Annotated in this window: 20 protein-coding genes; 8 read left to right on the top strand and 12 right to left on the bottom strand. The window is 45.2% G+C overall.

Annotated elements, in window-relative coordinates:
• Positions 1–52: 52 nt before the first annotated feature.
• From ACF8EG_RS10745 to ACF8EG_RS10730, 4 genes are all read right to left on the bottom strand, one after another.
• Positions 53–601 carry a GNAT family N-acetyltransferase gene (locus ACF8EG_RS10745; protein WP_069505347.1) on the bottom strand — a complete coding sequence of 183 codons (549 nt, stop codon included), beginning with the start codon at positions 599–601 and terminating at the stop codon, positions 53–55.
• Positions 602–813: 212 nt separating this feature from the next.
• Complete coding sequence (locus tag ACF8EG_RS10740; protein ID WP_021449347.1) at positions 814–1,581, bottom strand: peptidoglycan binding protein CsiV; 768 nt, start codon at positions 1,579–1,581, stop codon at positions 814–816.
• Positions 1,582–1,588: 7 nt separating this feature from the next.
• Positions 1,589–5,050, bottom strand: coding sequence for a transcription-repair coupling factor (gene mfd / locus ACF8EG_RS10735; RefSeq protein WP_021449346.1), 3,462 nt, complete (start codon positions 5,048–5,050; stop codon positions 1,589–1,591).
• A gap of 5 nt (positions 5,051–5,055) precedes the next feature.
• On the bottom strand, positions 5,056–5,625 hold the full coding sequence (locus tag ACF8EG_RS10730) for a PilZ domain-containing protein (protein WP_015296459.1): 570 nt from the start codon (positions 5,623–5,625) through the stop codon (positions 5,056–5,058).
• A gap of 264 nt (positions 5,626–5,889) precedes the next feature.
• Here ACF8EG_RS10730 and lolC point away from each other — a divergent pair, with 264 nt between their 5' ends.
• Genes lolC through lolE form a run of 3 tightly spaced genes read left to right on the top strand, consistent with a single transcriptional unit; the run spans position 5,890 to position 9,045 of the window.
• Positions 5,890–7,098: a lipoprotein-releasing ABC transporter permease subunit LolC gene (gene lolC / locus ACF8EG_RS10725; RefSeq protein WP_025983354.1), complete on the top strand. Its 1,209-nt coding sequence runs from the start codon at positions 5,890–5,892 to the stop codon at positions 7,096–7,098.
• Positions 7,091–7,798 carry a lipoprotein-releasing ABC transporter ATP-binding protein LolD gene (gene lolD, locus ACF8EG_RS10720; RefSeq protein WP_020840312.1) on the top strand — a complete coding sequence of 236 codons (708 nt, stop codon included), beginning with the start codon at positions 7,091–7,093 and terminating at the stop codon, positions 7,796–7,798. The genes lolC and lolD overlap by 8 nt, the downstream gene beginning before the upstream one ends.
• Before the next feature lie 2 nt (positions 7,799–7,800).
• Entirely contained in the window at positions 7,801–9,045 is a 1,245-nt protein-coding gene (lolE, locus tag ACF8EG_RS10715) for a lipoprotein-releasing ABC transporter permease subunit LolE (protein WP_015296461.1), read from the top strand.
• A 205-nt stretch (positions 9,046–9,250) separates the two neighbouring features.
• Here the strand turns inward: lolE and ACF8EG_RS10710 are convergent, their stop codons facing one another.
• Positions 9,251–9,760 (bottom strand): DUF2062 domain-containing protein, encoded by a 510-nt coding sequence (locus ACF8EG_RS10710; protein ID WP_005456245.1) that lies wholly within the window; start codon positions 9,758–9,760, stop codon positions 9,251–9,253.
• Between the two features lie 8 nt (positions 9,761–9,768).
• On the opposite strand from ACF8EG_RS10710, the gene ACF8EG_RS10705 reads away from it, so the two are divergent.
• Genes ACF8EG_RS10705 through kdsB form a run of 5 tightly spaced genes read left to right on the top strand, consistent with a single transcriptional unit; the run spans position 9,769 to position 15,735 of the window.
• Positions 9,769–12,027, top strand: coding sequence for a DNA internalization-related competence protein ComEC/Rec2 (locus tag ACF8EG_RS10705; protein WP_069505349.1), 2,259 nt, complete (start codon positions 9,769–9,771; stop codon positions 12,025–12,027).
• A gap of 31 nt (positions 12,028–12,058) precedes the next feature.
• Positions 12,059–13,807, top strand: a complete 1,749-nt coding sequence (msbA, locus tag ACF8EG_RS10700) for a lipid A ABC transporter ATP-binding protein/permease MsbA (RefSeq protein WP_020840315.1) — start codon at positions 12,059–12,061, stop codon at positions 13,805–13,807.
• Positions 13,808–13,812: 5 nt separating this feature from the next.
• Positions 13,813–14,820 carry a tetraacyldisaccharide 4'-kinase gene (gene lpxK, locus ACF8EG_RS10695; protein WP_021449340.1) on the top strand — a complete coding sequence of 336 codons (1,008 nt, stop codon included), beginning with the start codon at positions 13,813–13,815 and terminating at the stop codon, positions 14,818–14,820.
• Complete coding sequence (locus ACF8EG_RS10690; protein WP_005378451.1) at positions 14,801–14,980, top strand: Trm112 family protein; 180 nt, start codon at positions 14,801–14,803, stop codon at positions 14,978–14,980. The genes lpxK and ACF8EG_RS10690 overlap by 20 nt, the downstream gene beginning before the upstream one ends.
• Positions 14,980–15,735: a 3-deoxy-manno-octulosonate cytidylyltransferase gene (kdsB, locus tag ACF8EG_RS10685; RefSeq protein ID WP_005456221.1), complete on the top strand. Its 756-nt coding sequence runs from the start codon at positions 14,980–14,982 to the stop codon at positions 15,733–15,735. The genes ACF8EG_RS10690 and kdsB overlap by 1 nt, the downstream gene beginning before the upstream one ends.
• Before the next feature lie 77 nt (positions 15,736–15,812).
• Here kdsB and ACF8EG_RS10680 read toward each other — a convergent pair whose 3' ends face one another.
• The 7 genes from ACF8EG_RS10680 to ACF8EG_RS10650 all read right to left on the bottom strand — a co-directional run bounded on the left by ACF8EG_RS10680 (position 15,813) and on the right by ACF8EG_RS10650 (position 24,475).
• Positions 15,813–17,372, bottom strand: a complete 1,560-nt coding sequence (locus tag ACF8EG_RS10680; protein ID WP_069505351.1) for a SpoVR family protein — start codon at positions 17,370–17,372, stop codon at positions 15,813–15,815.
• An 11-nt stretch (positions 17,373–17,383) separates the two neighbouring features.
• Positions 17,384–18,655 carry a YeaH/YhbH family protein gene (locus tag ACF8EG_RS10675; RefSeq protein ID WP_005481863.1) on the bottom strand — a complete coding sequence of 424 codons (1,272 nt, stop codon included), beginning with the start codon at positions 18,653–18,655 and terminating at the stop codon, positions 17,384–17,386.
• Positions 18,656–18,702: 47 nt separating this feature from the next.
• Entirely contained in the window at positions 18,703–20,637 is a 1,935-nt protein-coding gene (locus ACF8EG_RS10670) for a PrkA family serine protein kinase (protein WP_005456210.1), read from the bottom strand.
• Between the two features lie 489 nt (positions 20,638–21,126).
• Entirely contained in the window at positions 21,127–21,627 is a 501-nt protein-coding gene (locus ACF8EG_RS10665) for a YfbU family protein (RefSeq protein ID WP_005456271.1), read from the bottom strand.
• A gap of 154 nt (positions 21,628–21,781) precedes the next feature.
• Complete coding sequence (locus ACF8EG_RS10660; RefSeq protein WP_017448256.1) at positions 21,782–22,450, bottom strand: energy-coupling factor ABC transporter permease; 669 nt, start codon at positions 22,448–22,450, stop codon at positions 21,782–21,784.
• A 160-nt stretch (positions 22,451–22,610) separates the two neighbouring features.
• Positions 22,611–23,351, bottom strand: coding sequence for a pyruvate formate lyase 1-activating protein (gene pflA, locus ACF8EG_RS10655; RefSeq protein WP_005456250.1), 741 nt, complete (start codon positions 23,349–23,351; stop codon positions 22,611–22,613).
• Between the two features lie 146 nt (positions 23,352–23,497).
• On the bottom strand, positions 23,498–24,475 hold the full coding sequence (locus ACF8EG_RS10650) for a lipid A deacylase LpxR family protein (RefSeq protein ID WP_005481800.1): 978 nt from the start codon (positions 24,473–24,475) through the stop codon (positions 23,498–23,500).
• Positions 24,476–24,591 lie beyond the last annotated feature (116 nt).

Genomic DNA, 24,591 nt, shown 5'->3' with positions numbered 1-24,591 from the left:
TGTATTGTTCCGTACTAAATAAGACTGACGCCTTCGAATGCTTACCGCTGTCTTACAGCAAATCTGTTGGCAGAAGTGAATACACGACGCCATCTTTTGGTTTGCCATGGAAAATAAATCGATTTCTGGCGATGGCTTCTTTTTTTGCTCCAACGGATTCGATCAAAGCTTGGCTGGCATTGTTATCAGGATCACAAACGATTTCAATACGAGTTAAGCTCAGTTTTGCAAAACAAAATTCTGCCAACGCTTTAATCGCCTCTTGAGCGTAGCCTTGTCTTTGGTAACGGTCTGCTACCCAATAACCAATACTCGCCATATTAAACGTATGGTAAAGCTCATTCACGGCTGCCATTCCTAGCAAGGTATTGCTATCTCTATCATAAATACCGAAACCAAATGCTTCCGTTTTGACCCAATTTAAACGTGTTGCTAGTAGAAAGTCTAGGGCATCTTTTAGCGAGACTTCTGCGTCACACCAATCAAGCCAAGTATGCAAAGATGGGGATTGGGAGAGCAATCGTTGTAGCGAGTGAGCGTCATCTGCTGGGATAAGACGAAGGGCTAGGCGAGGGGTGATGATTTCAAAATCTGGGCTCATGAATAAATACGACTTCCATTGCTGATTTTAGAGATACCGACCTTTCGTTCCTTAGGTCATTGTAGTTGCTGGCTTGGGTTTACTTCGCTCAAAGGTTAAGGCTTCAAACCGAGTGACTACTGGCATGGTTGTGATTAAATGAGTTTAGGTGATATGAAGTGGCAGATAAAACAAAGCGCAGCGATTGCTGCGCTTTGTAGAACTGTCGAAGTTTAGTTAACTCGACGCACTTGGATGATCATTCCCATTAGAGGGTTGTCTAAGTAGTGCGTTTCGCTGCTTTTCATGCGGCGTTTTTGATCCAATCGGTAGCTCTTTAAGAAGGTTTCTTCAGTCACCGTTGGTGAGATTTCTGCGAGGTTACCCACTTGAACGTTGCCGTCAACATCACCGAGTTCATCATTCAACTGGTCAGTTGATTTAGACTCAAAGCGAACTTCACGGACGCTTGGTTCACGCAAATCCAGCGTGGTTTCTGCAAACAAGTAATGCTGCACGTAAATTTGGAATTTGCCATCTAACTCATACAGTGGGCCGTTGATGGTTTCTTCGTTATAGCCGTCACTAGAGTAGCTGTTATTGCCATTAATCGGGCTACCATCTGCATTGTAAGAGCCAGAGAAATCACGACCACCTACAATTCGAAAGATTGGCGCGCTTGCTTTACCTCGATCACCTTGACGCCATGCTACGTGTTTTAGCACTTTAAATCCGGCATGATTGTTCAGCGCCGCTTCTTGTGCGTTTAAGCGGAAAGAAGAGCGAGGTAACAGAGTTACGCCTTTAGAGCGGCGGTAGGCTTCGCTGTCCAAACTGCCGACATTTTCCATGTCGATTTTAGGCAGTTGGTTTGGCCAAGATTCAGTAGTGCTTTCAGCGTCGACTGCTCGCTTGAAAATAATTACTTCAATATCAAATTGACGCGCAGCCCAAGAAGGCATTGAGACACATAGAAGCAATAACGGGATCAATATTCTCATTCGACTATTAGCTCGTTGGTAATAAATTCTGTTTAAAATCATTCAGTAAGTCTTGTACAAACTGAATGCGTTTACGTCGGTCCGCCAATGGTACGCTAAACTTGAACTTAGTTGGACCTTCCATTGCAAATTTTTGCGGCTGTGATTGCAGGAGTTTAACTAAATACGCTGGATTTATGTCAGCATCAGGGTAAAACTCGATAAATCCACCTTTATCATGGGCTTCTATCTTCTTCGCTTTAATACTACCTGCGGCAAATTTCAATTCTGAGACAGCCAGCAAGTTCTTCGCGGCATCAGGAAGTAAGCCAAAGCGGTCGATCAGCTCAACTTTTAATTCGGATAGCTCATCGCTGTCGCTCACACTCGCAATTCGTTTGTACATCGACAGACGCGTATTGACGTCTGGAATGTAATCATCAGGCAGTAGCGCAGGGATTCTCAGTTCCACTTCTGTTTGTTCGCGAAGCAGATCATCCAATGATGGCTCTTTACCTTCTTTCAACGCTTCAACCGCTTGTTCAAGCATTTCCATATACAGTGTAAAACCAACAGATTGAATTTGACCACTTTGTTCGTCACCAAGCAGTTCACCAGCGCCACGAATTTCCAAATCGTGCGTTGCCAGAGTAAAGCCCGCGCCTAAGTCTTCCAGTGAAGCAATGGCATCGAGACGTTTAATGGCATCTTTGGTCATTGCTTTTGGATGTGGCGTTAACAAATAAGCATAGGCTTGATGATGAGAGCGACCAACACGGCCACGCAATTGATGCAGTTGCGCCAAGCCAAGGTTGTCAGCGCGATCCATAATGATTGTGTTGGCCGTCGGAACGTCGATACCCGTTTCAATGATGGTGGTACACACCAAGACGTTAAAGCGCTGGTGGTAGAAATCATTCATGATACGTTCTAGTTCGCGTTCACGCATTTGACCGTGTGCCACGGTAATACGGGCTTCTGGAATGAGTTTTTGTAAGTCTTCTGCCGTTTTTTCAATGGTTTCAACCTGATTGTGCAGGAAGTAAACCTGGCCACCACGCATGATTTCACGCAGTACGGCTTCTCGAACCACAGACTCTTCACGTTCACGAACAAATGTCTTGATAGCTAAACGGCGTGCTGGTGGTGTGGCGATGATCGACAAATCACGCATACCACTCATTGCCATGTTCAGCGTACGAGGAATCGGCGTTGCCGTTAGGGTAAGAATGTCCACATCGGCGCGCATCGCTTTGACTTTCTCTTTTTGACGAACACCGAAGCGATGCTCTTCGTCGACAATCAACAAACCCAAATCTTTGAATTTGATGTCGCTGGAGAGCAATTTGTGCGTACCGACGACGATATCAACTTTGCCATCCGCAACATCTTGCAAAATCACTTTTTGCTCTTTGGCTGATTTAAAGCGAGAAAGCACCTCGACTCGGATTGGCAAGTTCGCGAAGCGGTCACGGAAGTTTTCAAAATGCTGCTGAGCAAGCAGGGTTGTTGGCACGAGTACGGCAACTTGCTTGCTGTTGTCCGTAGCAACAAAGGCCGCACGCATGGCAACTTCTGTTTTACCAAAACCAACGTCACCACACACCAAGCGATCCATGGCTTTTGCTTGGCACATATCGGAAAGCACCGCGTTGATTGCCATGGCTTGATCATCGGTTTCTTCAAACGGGAATGTTGCCTTGAAGGTCGCGTATTGGCCACGATCTAAGGCAAATTTAAAGCCCGGTTTTAGCTCACGCTTCGCGTATACATCAAGTAGCTCTGCTGCAACATCGCGTACTTTCTCAGCTGCTTTTCGACGTGCTTTCGACCATGCTTCACCGCCAAGTTTGTGCAGAGGAGCCGTTTCTTCAGCGCCGCCTGAGTAACGGCTGATCAAGTTTAGCGAGGAAACGGGAACATAAAGTTTGGCGTCATTTTGATATTCAAGCGTCACATACTCGGTTTTCATTCCCCCCGCTTCAAGGGTTTGCAGACCGATGTAGCGGCCGATGCCGTGGTCAATATGAACAACAGGTTGGCCTGGTTTCAGTTCGGCAAGGTGGCGAATAACAGTGTCACTGTTGACGGCTTTTTTGTCTTTGCGACGGCGTTGAATTACGCGATCGCCAAGCAAGTCACTTTCGCATATCAGCGCGAAATTCAGCTCGTCATGAATAAAGCCGTGTTCTGCTGAACCAAGAATCAACGTGAAACGGTGGTCTGACTCTAAAGCGTGATACAGCGATTCTTGCACCACTGGGCGAACTTTGATGCCTTGCAGAAGCTCAGTCAGGGCTTCGCGTCGACCTTCCGATTCCACCGAAAAGATGATTTTGCCCGTAAATTGTTCGCTGAATTGGCGCAAACGAGATAATGGCTCTTTGTTTTGCTGTTGAACGCCAAGTTCTGCCAGTGTTTGTACCGCTAAGTTTTGGCGGCCAGCACGTTTCACTACTTTCTCTAGGCTGAGCTGTGCCTGAGGAAGTTGTTTGAAGTGTGCAAACAATTCGTCTTTCTTGAGCCACAAATCATGTGGGGCAAGAAGTGGACGCAGAGGATCAATTTTCTTTTGATCGTAGCGATATTCGACGTCATTTAAGAATGTGTCGACAGCTGCTTCAATGTCGCCGTATGTGATCAGCTGCGAATCTTCAGGTAAGTAGTCGAACAGGGTTTCGGTATGGTCGAAGAACAGTGGTTGCCAGTATTCAATACCTGCCGGCCACGTTCCTTTGGTGACTTGCATGTAGATGGATTCTGGCTCGCGTCTCGCCTCAAACTGGGTGCGCCAACGAGTACGGAAATCTTCAATCGCTTCTTTCGTCGTTGGGAATTCATGCGCAGGCAGCAATTGGATTTGCTGAATATCTTCGATAGAACGCTGGTTTTCTGGATCGAAAGTGCGAATGGTGTCAATTTCATCATCGAAAAAGTCAATGCGGTAAGGATCTGCACTGCCCATCGGGAATAAGTCGAGAATCGAACCTCGGCTCGCGTATTCACCCGGCCCAAACACTTGGTCTACGTGACGGTAACCCGAGTTCTCTAGTTGCACTCTCAGGTTTTCTAGCGAGAAATTATCGCCTGTTTTGACCATTAGTGTGTGCTGTAACAAAAATTCTCGCGGAGATTGGCGCTGAAGAACAGTGCTGACTGGCACGATAGTGACACCGCCACGTTGATTTGGCAGTTGGTATAGGCGAGCAATACGGTCAGAAATGATCTCTTGGTGCGGAGAAAAATTGTCGTATGGCAACGTTTCCCAATCAGGGAAAAGGCTTACCGGTTGGTCGGTAAACTGTTCGATTTCTGCTTGCAGTTTCAACGCGATCTGCGGATCTGGCACAACCAGTAGTGAGTGACTTGAATGCTGCTTGGCCAGTTCGGCAATGGCGAGTGGCAGCGCTGCACCGGGTAAGTTGCCAAGTTGTTTTTTGTCGCCACGCTCAGTTGGATTGGTGACGGAAAGTATCGTTGCTTTGGTCATAGGAGTTATTTTTTATCTCGCTCCAGTGAGCGCTGACGTAAAAGTTTTTGTTGTTGATATAAAGCGGCTTTAATGAGCAAATCTTGGTCTGCTTCTCTGAGCATTTTATATCTAAGAGTGACGACGAACCCTTGCTCAGAGGCGACACACTCTACGACTTGAGCGTAGCAGTAAATTGCCGCAGCAGGATGGTCAAGAAAGAGTTTTACTCGGACAAATTGGTCCGTTTCAACTGGGCTTGATGAGCGGTAACTCAACTGACTTGCTCCAAATTGAGTGGTTTGGAAGCGAACCGAAATATCATCTTGTTGAGACAACATAAAGCTCAGCAGTAAGTTGAGTTTTGAATTTTGCGTGTCGAGCAAACTAATAACGTGTTTAAGCTCTTTATTTTGCAGCTCTAGGCGTGCGTTATCTGCCAATGTATCTAAGTGGCTGAACTCGCTCGCGACAATAAAAGGCGCAGGAATTTCTGACACAAACGTTTCTTCGTCTGGCAAAGCAAAATCGGTCCCCAAGGCTTCCACGTTAATGGTGAGGTTATGGTGAACGGTGAAGTATTCTTGCTCTGTCATAAATCGGTCCTTTGTTGCCAGCGAGCACTCTCATTTCATGAATAATAAGAGGGATAGGGCACTGATTATCGCTAACTGAATGAAGTTATCAAGTTTACCACTACTGCGTTTGAACTTTTTGCCCTAAATGCAGACTTATTGCATGTCGTTGACAAATTTAGCGATTATCTTGTCTTCTTCATGAGAAGAGTAAGGTAAGATAACTCTTATTATTTAGAACTAGGGTCAATCGCCCTTATTAGAAAACCAGTTGGTTTGTCCTGTATGTATCATCCTATCTCTTTGTTTATTGGCTTGAGATATCTTCGGGGACGCTCCGGAGATAGGTTTAGCCGATTTGTTTCTTATATGTCGACGGCGGGCATCACGATCGGTGTGATGGCGTTGGTCACTGTGCTTTCGGTTATGAACGGATTCGAAGCGCAACTGAAAGAGCGCATTCTTGGTGTTCTTCCTCACGCGGTGATTTCTCAGCATGATGGTCGCACTCCACTGACGGAGTCTGCGCCGCAATTCATTCAAGCGATGTCGGATGTTGATGAGCCAGAACCTGTTGTTCGCGGAGAGGCGGTAATTCAAAGTTCGGCACAACTAACGGCAGGTTATTTGATTGGGATTGAGCCTAAGAAAGGCGACCCGATTGCCAACCATTTGATTGCGGGTCGTTTGTCTTCTCTTCAAGCGGGAGAGTACAAAGTGTTTCTTGGCCACAGTTTAGCGCGCTCTCTTAAGGTTTCTATTGGCGACAAAGTTCGTTTAATGGTGACAAACGCCACGCAGTTTACCCCTCTTGGTCGAATCCCTAGTCAGCGCAACTTCACAGTGGCTGGTATTTTTAATACCGGTTCGGATGTCGATGGTCAGCTTATGATCGTCAATATGGCGGATGCAGCTAAGTTAATGCGCCTGCCCAAAGATACCGTATCTGGCTGGCGAGTGTTTTTCTCTGACCCATTTATGGTGACGGATTTCGCTGATAAACCGATGCCAGAAGGTTGGCAGTGGAGTGATTGGCGTGCACAACGTGGTGAGCTTTTCCAAGCTGTAAAAATGGAAAAGAATATGATGGGCTTAATGCTAGGTCTCATTGTCGGCGTTGCAGCGTTTAACATCATTTCTGCTTTGATCATGGTGGTGATGGAAAAACAATCTGAAGTCGCGATTTTGAAAACGCAGGGTATGACGCAATCGCAAGTCATGACGATTTTCATGGTGCAAGGCGCAAGTAGTGGTGTGATTGGGGCTATTGTCGGCGGAGCGGTTGGCGTGGCGTTGTCACTCAACCTCAACGCCATTTTGGAATCGGCTGGCGTGGCTCTGTTCAGCTTTGGCGGGCATTTACCAATTGTGATTGATTCTTTCCAAATTCTATTAGTGGTAGTGCTAGCGATTGCTCTGAGTCTGGCTGCTACTGTTTATCCTTCTTACCGAGCATCTTCGGTTAAACCTGCTGAGGCACTTCGCTATGAATAAGCTATTAGAATGTCGTGATATTCGTAAAGTATACCGAGAAGGTTCGTTGGATACGGAAGTGTTGAAAGGCGTGAGCTTTGATATCGATAAAGGTGAGCTCGTTTCTATTGTTGGCTCATCGGGCTCAGGTAAGAGTACGCTGCTTCATATCCTTGGCGCATTGGACGACGCAACGCAAGGTGAAGTAGATTTTTTAGGGCAGAACCTATCGGCGTTAAGCTCCAATAAACAAGCTGCTCTTCGCAACAAACATCTTGGTTTTGTGTATCAATTTCACCACTTACTTGCTGATTTTACGGCGCTCGAAAATGTCGCAATGCCACTGCTGATTGGTGGTACTAAAGTGACAGAAGCTAAAGAGGCGGCAAAAGCGCTGCTTGAGAAAGTGGGCTTGAGCCATCGTATGGATCACCGCCCATCAGAGCTGTCTGGTGGTGAGCGCCAGCGTGTGGCCATTGCTCGTGCTCTTGTGAACAAGCCTGACTTAGTTTTGGCTGACGAACCAACTGGTAATCTGGATCACAATACGGCTTTGGCGATTTACGATTTGATGCGTGAACTAAACAAAGAGTCGAACATCGCCTTTTTAGTGGTGACGCATGACAACGAACTCGCAGCAAAAATGGACCGTCAGATGCACATGCAAGATGGCCTTCTGGTGGATCGTTTGATGACCGAATCGGCATCGGTGGAGGGCTAGTTTTGTTCTCTTCTTTAGCATTGATGATTGGTGGACGCTTTAGCCGTGCGAAAAAGCGCAACAAAATGGTGTCGTTCATTTCTCTTTCTTCAACCATTGGTATTGCAGTAGGCGTGGCGGTGATCATCATTGGCCTTTCGGCGATGAATGGTTTTGAGCGTGAGCTTCAGTCGCGTGTGTTGTCCGTGATTCCTCATGGTGAGTTAGAAGGGGTTAACGGGCCGCTGCAGAACTACACCAAGACGATGAACCAAGCGCTGCAACATGAGCATGTCGTTGCTGCCGCACCGTACGTCCGCTTTACAGGTTTAGCCGAAAAAGGCAGTAAACTAAAGGCGATTGAAGTGCGTGGTGTGGACCCTGCGTATGAGCAAGCGGTGTCGAGCATGTCTGACTTTATTGATCCAGAGGCGTGGCAAAACTTTTACTCAGGTCAACAGCAAGTGATTTTAGGTCGAGGGGTTGCAAATGAGTTGAAGGTGCAAGTCGGTGACTACGTCACGTTGATGATTCCTCAAACGGGTGGCACAAATAAAGTTCAAGCGCCGAAACGTGTGCGCGTCAAAGTCGCGGGTTTCTTGACGTTGAACGGTCAAATTGATCATTCATTGGCTTTAGTTCCGCTGGCGGATGCGCAGCAATACGCTCGTTTAGGAGACGGCGTAACTGGAATTTCTCTAAAAACCGATGATGTTCTTGATGCGCCTTCGATCGTTCGCGAAGTCGGCAACCTTGTGAATGTGTACGTATATTTGAAGAGTTGGCAGCAGCAGTTTGGCTTTCTCTACCGTGACATTCAGTTGGTACGCACGATCATGTATTTGGTCATGGTATTAGTGATTGGTGTGGCGTGTTTCAATATTGTCTCGACATTGATGATGGCAGTGAAAGATCGCGCAGCAGAGATCGCGATTTTGCGTACGATGGGGGCAAAAGATGGTCTGATTAAACGTATTTTCGTTTGGCAGGGCGTCTTCTCTGGAGTGTTTGGTAGCCTTGTCGGTAGCCTTGTTGGTGTGTTGGTTGCGTTAAATTTAACTCCAATCATTAAGGGGCTTGAAGGCTTAATAGGACACCAATTTTTATCGGGTGACATCTACTTTGTGGACTTTCTTCCATCGCAGTTGCATTGGCCTGACGTCGCATTGGTGTCGACCACCGCTATCGTATTAAGCCTATTGGCCACTTGGTACCCAGCTTCTCGCGCAGCGAAACTGAACCCTGCCGCAGTTTTGAGTGCTAAGTAGCGAAGGAAGGAAAGCTAGCCTCGTAGACATCGTTGTTGGCTACGATTTCTTTTTACTAAGTACACTAGATACAAAAAAGGACCTTTCATGGTCCTTTTTTGTACTCATTAGCATCTTTTCATTCTTTGCTTACATTTCATTTCAGCTTTATTGTCGTTTGAACCTCAAGCCATGTCGCAACGAATGATTTTAGCGTCTTATCCGCTTATCTTACTTTTCGTTTTTGCCAACTGCGAACGACAGAGTAGCGCCACAATCCGCGAATACCGAAATAACCAATGATCGCAGAACCCACACCGCAAATTGCGCACCCCAATAGGAATGGAGGCCCAATCGTGCTCATCTGTTGCATGATAAAGTCCCAAGATAGCTCAAAATGGAATGGCTGAGGTGGAACATGCATGACCCATGCACCGAGCTTGTAAGCAAAGTAAAACAAGACTGGCATGGTAATAGGGTTGCTGACCCAAACGAGCGCGACTGACAGAGGCAAATTTACGCCCATTAAAATGGCTAAACCTGCAGACATGATCATCTGGCTCGGAAGCGGGACAAACGCCATAAATAGGCCAACGGCAAAAGCACCTGACGCAGAGCGACGGTTTAAGCACCAAAGGTTCGGGTTGTATAACACATTGCCGAAGACCTTCAATGCTTTTTGGCGTTTGATCACTTCGTGATCAGGCATGAAGCGTTTTATCAGCTTTCTAGGCATAGGACGACATGACTCTCTTAGAAAAAAGTTGGACCTTGGCGTTATTTGTCGCGAGCGTAATTTCGTCTGCATGGTGGCCGACGATGCCGGATTGGCGTTGGTTGCTGCTGGGAATAATTACCACTGGCTCAATAATTAAATTACGTCGAGGCTTAATTAGCATAGGCGTAATTGTGGGCTTTATGGTTGTCATCGTCCACGGCAATATTATGGAGTATCAGAGACAAGCCCTTTTTCAAGCAGGTGAGAATAGTACCATAATTGGTAGAGTTGACAGCTCTTTTACGCAAATAAGTCACGGATATGAAGGTGTCGTGGCGATAAAACAAGTGAATACTCACACTCTGTTACCTTTTCTTAAACCTAAAGTCCGCCTCATAACGCCATTCCCACTAGCTGTTAACAGTGAGTTTACGACTAACGTTTTGATTAAGCCCATTATCGGCCTCAGAAATGAAGCGGGTTTCGACGCAGAAAAGCAGTCAATGGGAAGTGGTGTTGTTGCTAGAGCGGTCGTAACTAAAGATTCACACTGGGTCATTCGTACTTCTTCGTCTTGGCGCGAGTCGATTATTCAAACTGTTGAGCGTGATATTTCTCGCCTTGAGCACGTTGCTCTAATCAAAGCACTGGCTTTTGCTGATCGCACTGGGCTTACCAAAGAGGATTGGCAGTCTCTGCGTGACAGCGGATTACTGCATCTTGTATCGATTTCTGGTTTACACATCGGGATGGCATTGACGTTTGGGCTCGCCCTTGGTGGGCTTATTCGGCTTGTTATGCCGCGATATTGGTTTCTGCCATCAGTGAGTGGGTTGGCGTTTGCCATTGTTTACGCTTGGCTTGCTGATTTTTCTTTGCCGACGACCCGAGCCGTTTCTGTTTGTATCATCTATATTGCTTTGAAGTATTGGCTTGTTCATTGGAGTCCATGGCGCGTACTGTTATTGGCTGTGGCGTTGCAACTTTTCTTCCAACCTTTTGCTTCTTTTAGTTTGAGTTTTTGGCTGTCTTATTTATCCGTTGGTGCCGTTTTGTTTGCGGTTAACACAGTGCAAGACTCGAAGGAAGGTCGTTTGGGAAAGTTGCGGATACTTCTGTTGACTCAACTGATACTGAGCTTATTGATTGTCCCGATCAGTGGCTATTTTTTCTCTGGATTTAGCTGGTCTTCTTTAGTCTACAATTTGGTTTTCATTCCTTGGTTTGGCTTTGTTGTCGTTCCAATCATGTTTGCTGCTTTAATTGCGTCATTGCTCTTTCCTATGTTGGCGACGGTTCTATGGTATTTGCTTGACGTATTCCTTGTGCCACTAAGTTGGTCGGTTCGATATGCCATAGGAACTTGGCAACCCATTAGTACCGAGTGGACATTTGTTATTGCTGTAGTGAGTGCCGTGCTCGTTTTAAGACATGTTATGCCTCGTCACGTTTGGATGTTTGTCTGTGTAATTGTTGTGGTGACAGGGCTGTTTCCTAAGCAAGATAGCCAAACTTGGCGTATTGATGTGCTTGATGTCGGGCATGGGTTGGCGGTACTGGTCGAAAAAGAGGGGAGAGTTTTACTCTATGATACGGGCAAGGCTTGGCACAACGGCAGTATAGCTGAGCAAGTGATTACGCCAGTACTGCACCGCAGAGGCTACTCAAGTGTCGATACGATGATTTTAAGTCATGCCGATAATGACCATGCTGGCGGCCGAAAAGTGATAGAGCAGTACTTTTCACCTAAACACAAACTAAGCAGCCAGAGCTTTTTACATTATCAGCCTTGTATTGCTGCTGAGAAATGGAAGTGGCAAGGGTTGAACATTGAGGTACTTTGGCCTCCTAAACCTGTTGTACGTGCATACAACCCCCACTCTTGTGTCATCAGTCTGGAAGACCCTAGTACAGGTTTTAAAATGTTGTTTACTGGTGATATCGAAGCCATCAGCGAATGGATACTGCTTCGAGAGCCAGAAAAGCTGCGCAGTGATGTAATGCTAGTGCCGCATCATGGAAGCAAAAGCTCTTCTAACCCTAAGTTTATCAATGTTGTTGAGCCTAGCTTGGCTATTGCTTCAACGGCAAAACTAAACCAGTGGGGAATGCCCGCACCTGAAGTCGTTCAGGCCTATACCGATAGTGGTGTTAGTTGGTTAGACACTGGAAGTGATGGCCAAATAACAATCTTACTTGATGGCAATAACTGGCGTTTTGAAAGTAAACGTCGTGAGACAATTGAGCCTTGGTATAGGCAGATGCTGCGTAACCGAGTAGAATAAGAGTCTTACTGTAAGAAAATAAAGCACTTCTATGTCGATAAATACTGATGAAACGACTTGGCAGACGTTTAAACGTCTTTGGCAATTTATCCGCCTTTACAAGTCTGGCCTTATCGTTGCCGTCATTGCATTAGTGATTAATGCTATCTCTGATACTTATATGATTTCCCTACTAAAACCGCTTCTCGATGAAGGTTTTGGTAATGCGGATTCTGATTTTCTACGTACACTTCCTTTAATTATATTTGTCATGATGTTCATTCGTGGCACGAGTGGTTTTGTCTCCACGTATTGTTTGAGTTGGGTCTCTGGCAATGTGGTGATGCTAGTACGACGCATGGTGTTTAATCACTTTATGCACATGCCTGTATCGTACTTTGACAAAGAAAAAACGGGTAACTTGCTTTCTCGAATCACTTACGATTCAGAGCAAGTCTCTGCGGCGACGAGCCAAGCGTTAGTGAGCATCGTACGTGAAGGCGCAAGCATTATTGGTTTGCTTGTTCTGATGTTTTACAACAGCTGGCAGTTGTCATTAGTGCTGTTTGCTGTAGCGCCTGTGGTTGCTTGGGGTATTGGTGTCGTTTCTAAGCGATTCAGAAAAATCTCTAAGAACATGCAAACGATGATGGGTAATGTGACCGCATCGGCTGAGCAAATGTTAAAAGGGCACAAAGTCGTATTGAGCTACGGTGGTCAAGACATTGAACGTCAACGTTTTGATAAAGTCAGCAACCAAATGCGTCAACAAAGCATGAAGTTGGTAACGGCTCAGGCTGCGGCAAACCCAATCATTCAAATGATTGCATCATTTGCGATTGTTGCTGTTCTTTATCTGGCAAGCATTGATTCAATCAAAGAGCAGCTGACTCCGGGTACTTTTACCGTGGTCTTTTCTGCGATGTTTGGTTTGATGCGCCCACTCAAAGCACTGACAAACGTAACTTCTCAGTTCCAACGTGGTATGGCAGCAAGCCAAACTTTGTTTGCTCTGATCGATTTAGAACCAGAGAAAAACGAAGGTAAATACACGGTTGAGCGCGCGAAGGGCGATGTATCTGTGAAAGATGTCAGCTTCACGTATGTAGGTTCAGAAAAGCCGGCTCTAGAGCATGTCAGTTTTGATATTCCTCGAGGTAAAACGGTCGCTCTAGTGGGGCGTTCAGGTTCAGGTAAAAGTACCATTGCGAACTTGTTTAACCGTTTTTATGACGTGGACAGTGGCTCGATTACATTAGATGGCCGTGATATTCGTGATTACGAATTGAAGAACTTGCGTGAGCAGTTTGCGTTGGTTTCGCAAAACGTACATCTTTTCAATGACACCATAGCAAACAACATTGCTTACGCGACGGAAGATAAGTACCAGCGCAGCGATATTGAGCGTGCAGCGAAGCTGGCTCACGCAATGGAATTCATCAATAAGATGGAGAATGGTTTAGATACCATGATCGGCGAAAACGGTGCGAGCTTATCTGGTGGTCAGCGCCAACGTGTAGCTATCGCTCGTGCGTTGCTGCGTGATGCACCTGTACTGATTCTTGACGAAGCAACCTCTGCACTGGATACGGAATCTGAGCGTGCCATCCAAGCTGCATTAGATGAGCTGCAGAAAGATAAAACCGTGTTGGTGATTGCTCACCGCTTGTCAACGATCGAAAAAGCCGATGAGATTCTAGTCGTAGACGACGGTGCCATTATTGAACGAGGTAATCACGCAGACTTGATTGCTAAGAATGGCGCTTACGCTCAACTTCATCGCATCCAGTTTGGCGAATAGTTACTGTGGTTGAAAAAATCTGGTTTGAAAATCATCCACTAAAATATCTGTTGTGGCCATTATTATGGCCACTCAGTGTGTTGTTTGGTGCAATCAGTAGAGCGAAGCGTCAACAGTTCCAAACTGGTCGCAAGCAAGCGTATCAAGCACCCGTGCCCGTAGTAGTGGTCGGTAATATCACCGCTGGTGGCAATGGTAAGACGCCTGTTGTGGTTTGGTTGGTCGAGCAATTACAACATCTGGGGTATAAACCGGGAGTGGTGTCTCGAGGATACGGTGCGAAGGCTCCGCAGTATCCGCTGGTGTTAAATGATGATACTCCTACTCAACATTGTGGTGATGAACCTAAACTCATCCACCGGCGCACCGGAGCTCCTGTCGCAGTAGACCCTGTACGTGCAAACGCCGTGAAAGCGCTATTAGAGTTAGACGTGGATATCATCATTACCGATGATGGTTTGCAGCATTATGCTCTAGAGCGTGATGTTGAACTTGTGATTGTTGATGGAAATCGTCGTTTTGGTAATGAGTGTTTGATTCCGCTTGGTCCATTGCGCGAAGGTGTTGAGCGACTTCAGGAAGTCGACTTTATCATCACCAATGGCGGTTTGGCCCATCAGGGGGAGATCTCGATGTCTCTAGCGCCATCAAAAGCGATCAACCTAAAGACCAAGCAGCAAGTTGATGTGAGTGAGTTAAAGGCGCTGGTGGCATTTGCCGGTATCGGGCATCCACCTCGGTTTTTTAATACACTAGAATCAATGAATGCGGATGTTAAAGTCACGAAAGGTTTTGCTGACCATCAAGACTTTGACCAAAAAGAACTTGAAGCATTGGCTCTGCAAGGGGCGAATGTGATTATGACAGAGAAAGATGCTGTCAAATGTAGCGACTACGCACAAGACAATTGGTGGTATCTGCCTGTATCTGCTCAATTTGAGCCTAAAGATGCAGAGCGAATTTTAAATCGAATAAAAGAGGTTAAAGCGACTTATGGATCACCGTCTGCTTGAGATTGTGGCTTGCCCAGTGTGTAAAGGTAAGCTGACTTACGATAAAGATAATCAAGAGTTGATCTGCAAATTGGATCGCCTTGCTTACCCTATCAAAGAGGGTATTCCTGTTCTGCTTGAGCCAGAAGCTCGCACCATGAGTATGGATGAGGGACGTTAATGTCTTTTACGGTTGTGATACCGGCTCGTTACTCTTCGAGCCGTTTACCAGGTAAACCACTGGCTGATATCGGTGGTAAACCAATGGTGCAATGGGTTTACGAACAAGCAATGCAAGCTGGCGCTGATGACGTGATCATTGCTACTGACGATGAGCGAGTTTCTGCGGCGGTTGAGCAATTCGGTGGCAAAGTTTGTATGACTTCGCCAAACCACGAATCTGGTACAGAGCGTTTAGCGGAAGTGGTAGAGAAAATGGCCATTCCTGCTGATCACATTATTGTGAACGTTCAAGGTGATGAGCCTTTGGTACCACCAGTTATCATCCGCCAAGTTGCAGATAACTTAGCCGCTAGTGATGCACCTATGGCTACGTTGGCGGTTGAAATCGAATCTGAAGATGAAGTCTTTAACCCAAATGCCGTAAAAGTCGTTGCTGATGAGCGTGGTTATGCCATGTACTTTAGCCGAGCAACAATTCCTTGGGATCGTGATAACTTCGCTAAGCAAGACAAAGCTATCGTGAATCCATTGATGCGTCACATCGGTATCTATGCATACCGCGCAGGTTTCATTAATACTTACGTAAACTGGGCGCCAAGTGCCCTAGAGCAAATTGAATGCCTAGAGCAGTTACGAGTGCTTTGGTACGGCGAGAAAATCCACGTTGCAGTCGCTAAAGAAGCGCCAGCAGCAGGCGTTGATACGCCAGAAGATCTTGAAGCCGTTAGAGCTATTGTGGCGAAAAAAGCGTAACGATTCTACTTCTTGCAGTTAATAAAAAGGCTCCTTTCATGGAGCCTTTGGCTTTAAGGGGATGAGTCTATTTTTAGCTAAATGTTTGAATCGTACTGATTGCGTTTTGGACAAGTGGCTAATGTTTCTCTGTGTCCCGTGTCTTTAACTTCTTCTAAGATTACGTCAAAGCCCCATAGGCGATAGACGTGTTTCAATACCTCATCATAACTTTCATCGAGTGGAATGCGGTTATGAGGAACGTACTGCAACGTGAGTGAACGGTCACCACGAACATCCACGTTAAACACCTGAATGTTAGGCTCTAAGTTTGATAGGTTGTACTGCGCTGCCAGAGTTTCTCGAATGCGCTTGTAGCCCATTTCATCATGTATGGCGGAGACTTCAATAAAGTTCTTCCTGTCATCATCGTTGATGGCGAACAGTTTGAAATCACGCATCAATTTCGGAGACAAATATTGGCTGATAAAGCTTTCATCTTTGAAATTATGCATAGCAAAATGCAAGGCATCTAACCAATCTGTTCCTGCTAGATCCGGGAACCACTCTTTATCCTCGTCAGTTGGCTCTTCACAGATACGTTTAATATCTCGGAACATTGCAAAGCCCAAGGCGTATGGATTAATACCATTAAAGTAAGGGCTATTATAAGGCGGTTGAGCTACCACACTGGTATGGCTATGTAAGAACTCTAGTATGAACTTTTCGGATACCAAACCCTCATCGTAAAGATGGTTGAGAATGGTGTAATGCCAGAATGTTGCCCAGCCTTCGTTCATGACCTGCGTTTGTTTTTGCGGATAAAAATACTGACTGATTTTGCGTACAATCCGCACGACTTCACGTTGCCACGGCTCTAGTAGCGGGGCATGCTTTTCGAAAAAGTAGAGCAAGTTTTCCTGAGGCTCGCTTGGGAATCGCTCTTTAAGATCTTCCTCTTTGGTTTTGGCTCTTGGTACCGTGCGCCACAATTCATTCACTTGAGACTGTAAGTATGCCTCGCGTTCTTCTTGTCGCGCTTTCTCTTCGGTAATGGAGATTTTCTCTGGTCGCTTGTAACGATCTACACCAAAGTTCATTAAGGCGTGACAGGAGTCGAGCAGTTTTTCCACTTCCTGTACTCCATATCGCTCCTCACATTCAGCTAAATACTTTTTGGCAAACAGCAAATAATCGATGATGGAGCTAGCGTCCGTCCAGGTTTGGAACAGATAATTACCTTTGAAGAAAGAGTTGTGGCCGTAGCACGCGTGTGCAATGACAAGTGCTTGCATTGTCACGGTGTTTTCTTCCATCAAATAGGCGATACACGGATTGGAGTTAATGACAATCTCGTAGGCTAGGCCCATCTGACCATGTTTGTAGTTCTGTTCTGTTTGAATGAACTTTTTACCAAATGACCAATGGTTGTAGTTGATAGGCATACCGATACTTGAGTACGCATCCATCATCTGCTCAGACGTGATCACTTCGATCTGATTTGGATAGGTGTCCAAACGATAGTGCTCCGCGACACGTTTTATTTCCTTGTGATAGCGTTCAAGCAGTTCGAATGTCCAATCTGGTCCGTCAGGTAGCAACTTGCTGTTGCGCTTTTTAGGCGCCTCTCCAGAGAGGTTTTTTGTTGCGGTAGTCATCGCTAGCCTCCTTACGCCGTTTCTTTTTGGAATAGTTCTCGGAAGACTGGGAAGATATCCTCCACAGAGCGAATATTCTTCATAGCGAAGTTTGGAAACTCGTCGGTAAGCTTCTCATACTCGTGCCATAAGGTCTGATGTGAGCGACGCGTGATTTCTATATAAGAATAGTACTGACAATTTGGCAGCAACTTGTTCACGAGTAAATCTCGGCATCGTGGTGAGTCATCCGCCCAGTTATCCCCATCGGACGCTTGGGCTGCGTAGATGTTCCACTGACCAACCGGGTAACGCTCTTTGACGATTTCATCCATTAATTTCAAAGCGCTAGATACGATGGTGCCACCGGTTTCTTGCGAGTAGAAAAATTCGTGTTCATCGACTTCTTTGGCTTGCGTGTGGTGGCGAATAAACACAACGTCTACGTTTTCATAGGTGCGAGTTAAGAACAGATACAACAGCACATAGAAGCGTTTCGCGATGTCTTTGGTCGCTTGATCCATAGAACCAGATACGTCCATCAAACAAAACATCACGGCTTGGCTAGAAGGGACTGGTCGTTTTTCGTAGTTTTTAAAACGTAAATCGAAAGTATCGATGAACGGCACATTTTCAATTTTCTTGCGCAGTTCTTCGATTTCTTTTTTCAGACGATTTTCTTCAAGTTGTTGTGCTGGCTCAATATTTTTGATGCGAGTCAACTCGTCTTCGAGTTCTTTAAGAAGTCGCTTTTTGCCTGCAGTCATGGCGGTTCGACGAGCTAATGACTGCTGCAATGAACGAATAACGGAAATGTTGGAAGGGATCCCCGCAGTTTGGAAACCTGCTCGGTGAGTTTTCCATTCCGTAATTTTAGCGATTTGATTTTTTTCTAGATTCGGTAGCTCTAAGTCTTCAAAAAGAATATCCAGGTATTCATCTTTTGAAATTTGGAACACAAATTCATCTTGACCTTCGCCATCGGGACTTGCGTTACCTTCACCAGAGCCACTGCCTTGGCCTCCACCTTTTGGACGCTCGATTTTATCGCCCGTAATAAACTGATCGTTACCAGGGTGCACGCGTTCACGCACGCCACCTTTCCCTTGATGGAAAATCGGCTCGTTAATGTCTTTGTGCGGTATTGAGACGTCTTCGCCCGTTTCTGTATTCGTGATCGAGCGTCGATTCACTGCGTCAGCTACCGACTCTTTGATCTGCTCTTTATGGCGCTTCAAGAAGCGCTGTCTGTTAACAGCGCTCTTGTTTTTGCCATTGAGCCTGCGGTCTATAAATTGCGCCATGAAATAGCCCTCTTCATGTTTCACAAGCGACCTAACTCAACACTGGGTTAGGATGACTTACGTACTCGTAGGTACCACTCAGAAAGTAGGCGAACCTGTTTCTCGGTATAGCCTTTTTCCATCATGCGAGCGACAAAGTCGTCGTGTTTCTTCTGATCTTCAGAAGAGGTTTTCGCATTAAACGAGATAACCGGAAGAAGCTCTTCGGTATTGGAGAACATTTTCTTCTCGATTACCGTGCGCAGTTTTTCGTAGCTGGTCCAAACTGGGTTTTGACCATTGTTATTGGCTTTCGCACGAAGCACAAAGTTGACGATTTCATTTCGGAAATCTTTCGGGTTGGAGATACCAGCGGTTTTCTCAATTTTCTCTAGTTCCGCATTGAGAGACGCGCGGTCAAATAGCTGCCCCGTTTCTGGATCACGGTATTCTTGGTCCTGAATCCAGAAGTCTGCGTAGGTAACATAACGGTCGAAGATGTTTTGGCCGTATTCAGAGTAAGATTCTAGGTACGCGGTTTGAATTTCTTTACCGATAAACTCAACGTAACGAGGAACGAGGTAACCTTTCAAAAACTCAAGATATTTTTCTGCGGTTTCTGAAGGGAATTGTTCGCGCTCTACTTGTTGTTCAATTACATAGAACAGGTGAACTGGGTTTGCTGCCACTTCGGTTTGGTCAAAGTTGAACACGCGAGACAAAATCTTAAACGCAAAACGTGTAGATAGGCCGTTCATACCTTCATCGACGCCTGCGTAATCTCGATATTCTTGGTAGCTTTTCGCTTTAGGATCGGTGTCTTTTAGCGTCTCGCCGTCGTACACGCGCATTTTCGAGAAGATAGACGAGTTTTCAGGCTCTTTCAGACGAGAAAGGATACTGAACTGCGCCAATGTTTCTAATGTGCTTGGTGAGCAAGGGGCTTGAGACAGTTCACTGTTTTCAAGCAGTTTTTGATAGATTTTAACTTCTTCCGATACGCGTAAACAGTACGGTACTTTTACGATGTATACACGGTCTAGGAAGGCTTCGTTGTTTTTGTTGTTGCGGAAGGTTTGCCACTCAGATTCGTTAGAGTGAGCCAAAATCATGCCGTCAAATGGAATTGCAGAAAGGCCTTCCGTCCCGTTAAAGTTGCCTTCTTGTGTTGCGGTTAGTAATGGGTGCAATACTTTAATTGGCGCTTTGAACATCTCGACGAATTCCATCAAGCCTTGGTTTGCTTTACACAGCGCGCCAGAGTAGCTGTACGCATCTGGGTCGTCTTGAGAGTAGTGTTCGAGTTTACGGATATCCACTTTACCGACGAGTGATGAAATATCTTGATTGTTCTCATCACCAGGTTCGGTTTTCGCAATACCGATTTGGTCAAGGATAGAAGGACGAACTTTCATCACTTTAAACTTGGTGATGTCGCCGCCAAATTCGTGAAGGCGTTTTGCTGCCCAAGGCGACATGATTGAGCGAAGATAGCGCTGCTCAATACCGTAGTCCGTTTTCAGAATCTCGCCATCTTCGGTCGCTTTGAATAAACAGAATGGGTGGTCGTTCACTGGGCTGCGTTCGCCATTAGCGCTCAATACGTAAATAGGCATCGCTTCCATAAGCGATTTTAGTTTTTCAGCAAGTGAGGACTTACCGCCGCCAACAGGGCCCAATAGATAGAGGATCTGTTTGCGTTCTTCTAATCCTTGTGCCGCATGTTTGAGGTAAGAGACAATTTGTTCAATCGCATCTTCCATACCATAAAAGTCTTTGAATGTTTCATAGCGAGAGATAACGCGGTTGGAGAAGATGCGGCTCAAACGTGGGTCTTTAGCTGTATCTATTATCTCTGGCTCGCCGATTGCCATCAGTAGGCGTTCTGCTGCATTAGCATAAGCACTTTTGTCATCCTTACACAGGGCTAGAAACTCCTGTAACGACATCTCTTCATCTTTTGCAGCTTCATATCTGGATTGATAGTGGTCGAAAATACTCATGTCGCTTTCCCCTTTAATAGTCAGTCTACCGACGAACGTTGGTGCAGGCTGTTCCACGTTTTGCTGTGCTCTTAGTTGCCTGAATGTCGACGTCCTGTTATCTCATTTGGTTTGTACGAAATGTATGACCAGTAACACCAAAGACTTTGCTTTATGGACAGTTTTTTCATCACAACGGTGAGCAGTGGATGTGTACTTTTCAGTCACAGCCTTTCTCTACTTAAGCCTAGTCGGGGATTTGCAATTTTGCTTAACAATTATGAATTTATTGTAAAAGTGACATTTGAATCACTCTTTAGATGAGGATGAATTTATGTTGCGAATAGGGCGGAGATAAATCAAATATTTGGTGAAAAATACAGAATTTCAGTGATTCGTTATTCCACATTGCACAAGATAAGCAGAAGGATACGGTAGTGAAGAATGGAAGTTGTGACAGGAAAATAAAAAAAGGAGAGCGAATGCTCTCCTAATCAAAGACTTGCTAGCTTATGCACTAAAAATTTGTGCAAGCTCGTTTTCACACAAGTGATATTGACGAGGGCAGTTACGCCAAGTTTGCAGCATGCGGCGGTATTTATCTAGCATTGGCATTTGGCTGTTAAAGTGGTGATCTGCCTTGTCGAATTGTGGGTAAAGACCTTCAGAATCAACAAGGAAGCGGACGTAATGCACTTGCTGCGCTTCTGTTGCGATATCGAAACCTAAGAACTGTAAGCGACGTTGGTCTACTTTGCTACGCTCTTCCGCATCTAACATATTGTTAGATTCTTGCATGGCGTGATACATCTCCATAATGTCGATGATTTCACGGCATTCTGCTTCTGAAAGGCAACCGAAATCTTTGTTCAGTTCGCGCATTTGTAGCTCATAGCCGCGTTCAACGATCGTCTGTAGGCGTTTGTATTTAGCCGCATTATTCGGATCAAGCTGAGACATTAGGTTGTATTGGTTTGATAGGATCAAACGTTGAGCGTTTGACATTTCCATGATGACCTCACTAAATAATCTAATACATTTTTAATGTGCTTAGGTTAACGCTTCAGACAAGGGTGAAACATGATCTCAACACATATTTAATATGAAAAAATGGCAAGAATTGTCGAATTCAGCCACGGCGTGATACACGATATAAGAAGAATATCTACTTTTTGTGATAGTGGTTGTATATGTAATCTCGGTCCGAAAACACTCTTAACCACTCTGGCTTGAAGACGGTTAATACTGCCAGTGACATCCCGTTAAGTAACCCTTCGGGGAACGCAAGCAATGGGACAAAAATAAAGTAGTTGTGTTGAATGGTTTCCCAATCGTAGTGGCCAACCAACAAGTGATAAAACGAGTTAAATACTAAGTGTAAGCTGCCTGTGAGTGCGCCATTAAAAAAGCCAGCGACAAAAATAAACACAAAGATGTTGCGGGGTAAATAATGGTAACTAAGCAAAAAGACTAAGTAGCTGATTAATATTGGAACGAGCGCCGATAGCACAAGAGAGCTCGGGAGCAAGATAAACGAAATATCGTGTATCCAGTGGTAGGCGATCATCGCAGGAATGCTGAGCAAAAAAGCCATTCGCCAACCGTACATCATGGTTAGTGTCGTTAACGCGAGAAAGTGTATTTGTAACCCTTCTTTTACTCCTGCTTGAGCAGACCAAAGAACCGTAATGAGAAAGAAAGAGGCAAACACGATATGTTGAAATGCTTTCTCTTGTTCAAGTTTAGGCCAAACTACTTTTCTCCAATCGGGTATGCAAAAAGCAACGACAACCCAAGTGACGATGATGAGTGAGCCTACGTTAAACCAGTCCATGAACTCTTTTCCTAAAATGCGTTTGTCACTTTTACGTTAATCCTTTTGTAGGGGCGCTATTTTACACGCCTTGGTGATTTATATAAGGAATTTGCCAGTGTTACATACAAAAATGCCAGCTAAATGCTGGCATTTCTAGAACGTTAAGTTTCTTATTTGCTTAGTATTTCACGTTGGAGTGGTACTGAGACAAGATGGATTGAATTTCATCCATTGTCTCTTTTGAAGGAGGATTCACGCCTTCAAGAGGGTACTCTAAACCAAGAGCTTCCCATTTATGTGCACCGAGTTTGTGGTATGGGAGCAGTTCAACTTTCTCGATGTTGTCCATATCTTTAATGAATTCACCCAGCATGTGCGCCGCTTCTGGATCATCGGTGTAACCCGGCACAACTACGTAGCGAATCCATGTTTTTTGACCAATTTTGTGCAAGTAACGAGCAAAGTCTAACGTACGTCGATTCGACACACCGATAAAGTCTTGGTGAATTTCATCTTTCATATGTTTGATATCTAGCATCACCAAATCAGTCGCGTCCAATACTTCGTCGATCACTTCTGTGTGTTTACGAATGTAGCCATTGGTATCTAGACATGTGTGGATGCCTTCTGCGTGAGCCGCACGGAAAAAGTCGCGAACAAATTCTGGTTGAAGCATGGCTTCGCCACCAGAACAAGTGATACCACCACCTGATGCATTCATGAAATGACGGTAGCTTTTCGCTTCGGCAATGATTTCTTCAACAGTAACTTCTTTACCATCATGCGTGTCCCAAGTATCGCGGTTATGGCAATACTTACAGCGCATTAAACAACCTTGCAAGAAGACGATAAAACGAATACCAGGTCCGTCTACGGTACCGCATGATTCAAATGAGTGAATACGACCAGTTGTTGACATCTTTTGCTCTCATTACTAATAAATTCTTGCTGTTATTTTATTACAAAAAGCAGGGTTAAAACAGCCTTGTGGGTGGCTAAGGCAGCGTAATGTGACCAAAGAAAACGGCCAATGATGCGTTCATTGGCCGGAGAGATAAATACTATTTAAAAGAAAGCAAAGACTGAGAAAGAACCAGTACCATAAACGTCAGTTTGTGATTCTTCGTAATCAGGTGTTTTCACCGTAAAGGTTAGGCTTGCGCCGTAATTCTGGTTATACCAAGTTGCACCTGCAACGGCACTTGCTTGCCAGTTTTCTAGAGTCACATCATAAGGTTCTGATGAGCCTGGAATACCTGAGCGATCGCCTTCAATGGTGATATCGTTGAAACGGTATCGACCTTCAAATCCTGTAAAGACAAACCAACTGGAGGTATTTTTCGCAAGCATACTGGCAGAGAAAGGGCTTTCTACACTGATGTTTGCCGCGCCAATACTGTTGGCTAGATTCGTGCCCCAGCGGAACATGACACCTTGTGATACATCGCTGCGGAAGTTACCTGCGTTAATGTCATTCACATTAGTGATTTCCCATTGCGTCTTCTGGCCCTCACTGCGCATGAGTTTATTGAAAGCTCGGTAACCAACGCTAAAGGCAATTTCATCGTCAATTTGGTAATCCCAGCCTTGAGGATCGGTTGAACCAGTGATGCCGTGAACAATTTCCTGCGCTTTTTCTGATAGAGAACTTTCACCTGTGGCACCAATGGTGAAGTTATAGCGAACGGCTTGATCGGCGGTTAGAGATAGGTAGTTGATTTCAGTGTGTAGGTAACCAGCATATGGACGGTCATTGGCAAGAGGGTAGTCTGCTTCAATATCACTTGGAGTCCACATCTTGTGGCCAAGTACTACCTCGATCTTATCGACATTGGATTGATCTGCATTTTCTAAGCTGAACCATTTCCATTCGCTTTCTTTTTTTAGCTTCTCGGTTGCGTAAGAGAAGAATATACCGTTGGTGTAATCTTGGTCGACACCAAAAATGCCATCGTTATCAAGGGTAAAGGATACTGTGGATTTGGTGGATGCCAGAGCAACTGGCGATAAAAGGGTAAGGAAAATTAATTTACTGAGTTTCATATACTGCATTTACTAACTTTTTTTGCATCATACGTAAGAATTCAATCAAAATCTTCCGCAATGTCACAACTTTAGTTCAAGAAACAAAAAAAGGCTGATGCTTTGCAGCATCAGCC

This window comes from Vibrio sp. YQ_11 (genome assembly GCF_043103065.1).
Lineage (GTDB): Bacteria > Pseudomonadota > Gammaproteobacteria > Enterobacterales > Vibrionaceae > Vibrio > Vibrio parahaemolyticus.
This window is presented reverse-complemented; position numbering and strand designations above follow the sequence as displayed.

What these genes read in the sequence shown, in the direction of transcription:
- ACF8EG_RS10670 (WP_005456210.1), bottom strand. Translation starts at nt 20,637, where the DNA reads ATGAGTATTTTCGACCACTATCAATCCAGATATGAAGCTGCAAAAGAT.
- kdsB (WP_005456221.1), top strand. Translation starts at nt 14,980, where the DNA reads ATGTCTTTTACGGTTGTGATACCGGCTCGTTACTCTTCGAGCCGTTTA.
- ACF8EG_RS10730 (WP_015296459.1), bottom strand. Translation starts at nt 5,625, where the DNA reads ATGACAGAGCAAGAATACTTCACCGTTCACCATAACCTCACCATTAAC.
- msbA (WP_020840315.1), top strand. Translation starts at nt 12,059, where the DNA reads ATGTCGATAAATACTGATGAAACGACTTGGCAGACGTTTAAACGTCTT.
- ACF8EG_RS10650 (WP_005481800.1), bottom strand. Translation starts at nt 24,475, where the DNA reads ATGAAACTCAGTAAATTAATTTTCCTTACCCTTTTATCGCCAGTTGCT.
- ACF8EG_RS10665 (WP_005456271.1), bottom strand. Translation starts at nt 21,627, where the DNA reads ATGGAAATGTCAAACGCTCAACGTTTGATCCTATCAAACCAATACAAC.
- ACF8EG_RS10690 (WP_005378451.1), top strand. Translation starts at nt 14,801, where the DNA reads ATGGATCACCGTCTGCTTGAGATTGTGGCTTGCCCAGTGTGTAAAGGT.
- ACF8EG_RS10740 (WP_021449347.1), bottom strand. Translation starts at nt 1,581, where the DNA reads ATGAGAATATTGATCCCGTTATTGCTTCTATGTGTCTCAATGCCTTCT.
- ACF8EG_RS10675 (WP_005481863.1), bottom strand. Translation starts at nt 18,655, where the DNA reads ATGGCGCAATTTATAGACCGCAGGCTCAATGGCAAAAACAAGAGCGCT.
- ACF8EG_RS10660 (WP_017448256.1), bottom strand. Translation starts at nt 22,450, where the DNA reads ATGGACTGGTTTAACGTAGGCTCACTCATCATCGTCACTTGGGTTGTC.
- mfd (WP_021449346.1), bottom strand. Translation starts at nt 5,050, where the DNA reads ATGACCAAAGCAACGATACTTTCCGTCACCAATCCAACTGAGCGTGGC.
- ACF8EG_RS10710 (WP_005456245.1), bottom strand. Translation starts at nt 9,760, where the DNA reads ATGCCTAGAAAGCTGATAAAACGCTTCATGCCTGATCACGAAGTGATC.
- ACF8EG_RS10705 (WP_069505349.1), top strand. Translation starts at nt 9,769, where the DNA reads ATGACTCTCTTAGAAAAAAGTTGGACCTTGGCGTTATTTGTCGCGAGC.
- lolD (WP_020840312.1), top strand. Translation starts at nt 7,091, where the DNA reads ATGAATAAGCTATTAGAATGTCGTGATATTCGTAAAGTATACCGAGAA.
- ACF8EG_RS10680 (WP_069505351.1), bottom strand. Translation starts at nt 17,372, where the DNA reads ATGACTACCGCAACAAAAAACCTCTCTGGAGAGGCGCCTAAAAAGCGC.
- lolC (WP_025983354.1), top strand. Translation starts at nt 5,890, where the DNA reads ATGTATCATCCTATCTCTTTGTTTATTGGCTTGAGATATCTTCGGGGA.
- pflA (WP_005456250.1), bottom strand. Translation starts at nt 23,351, where the DNA reads ATGTCAACAACTGGTCGTATTCACTCATTTGAATCATGCGGTACCGTA.
- ACF8EG_RS10745 (WP_069505347.1), bottom strand. Translation starts at nt 601, where the DNA reads ATGAGCCCAGATTTTGAAATCATCACCCCTCGCCTAGCCCTTCGTCTT.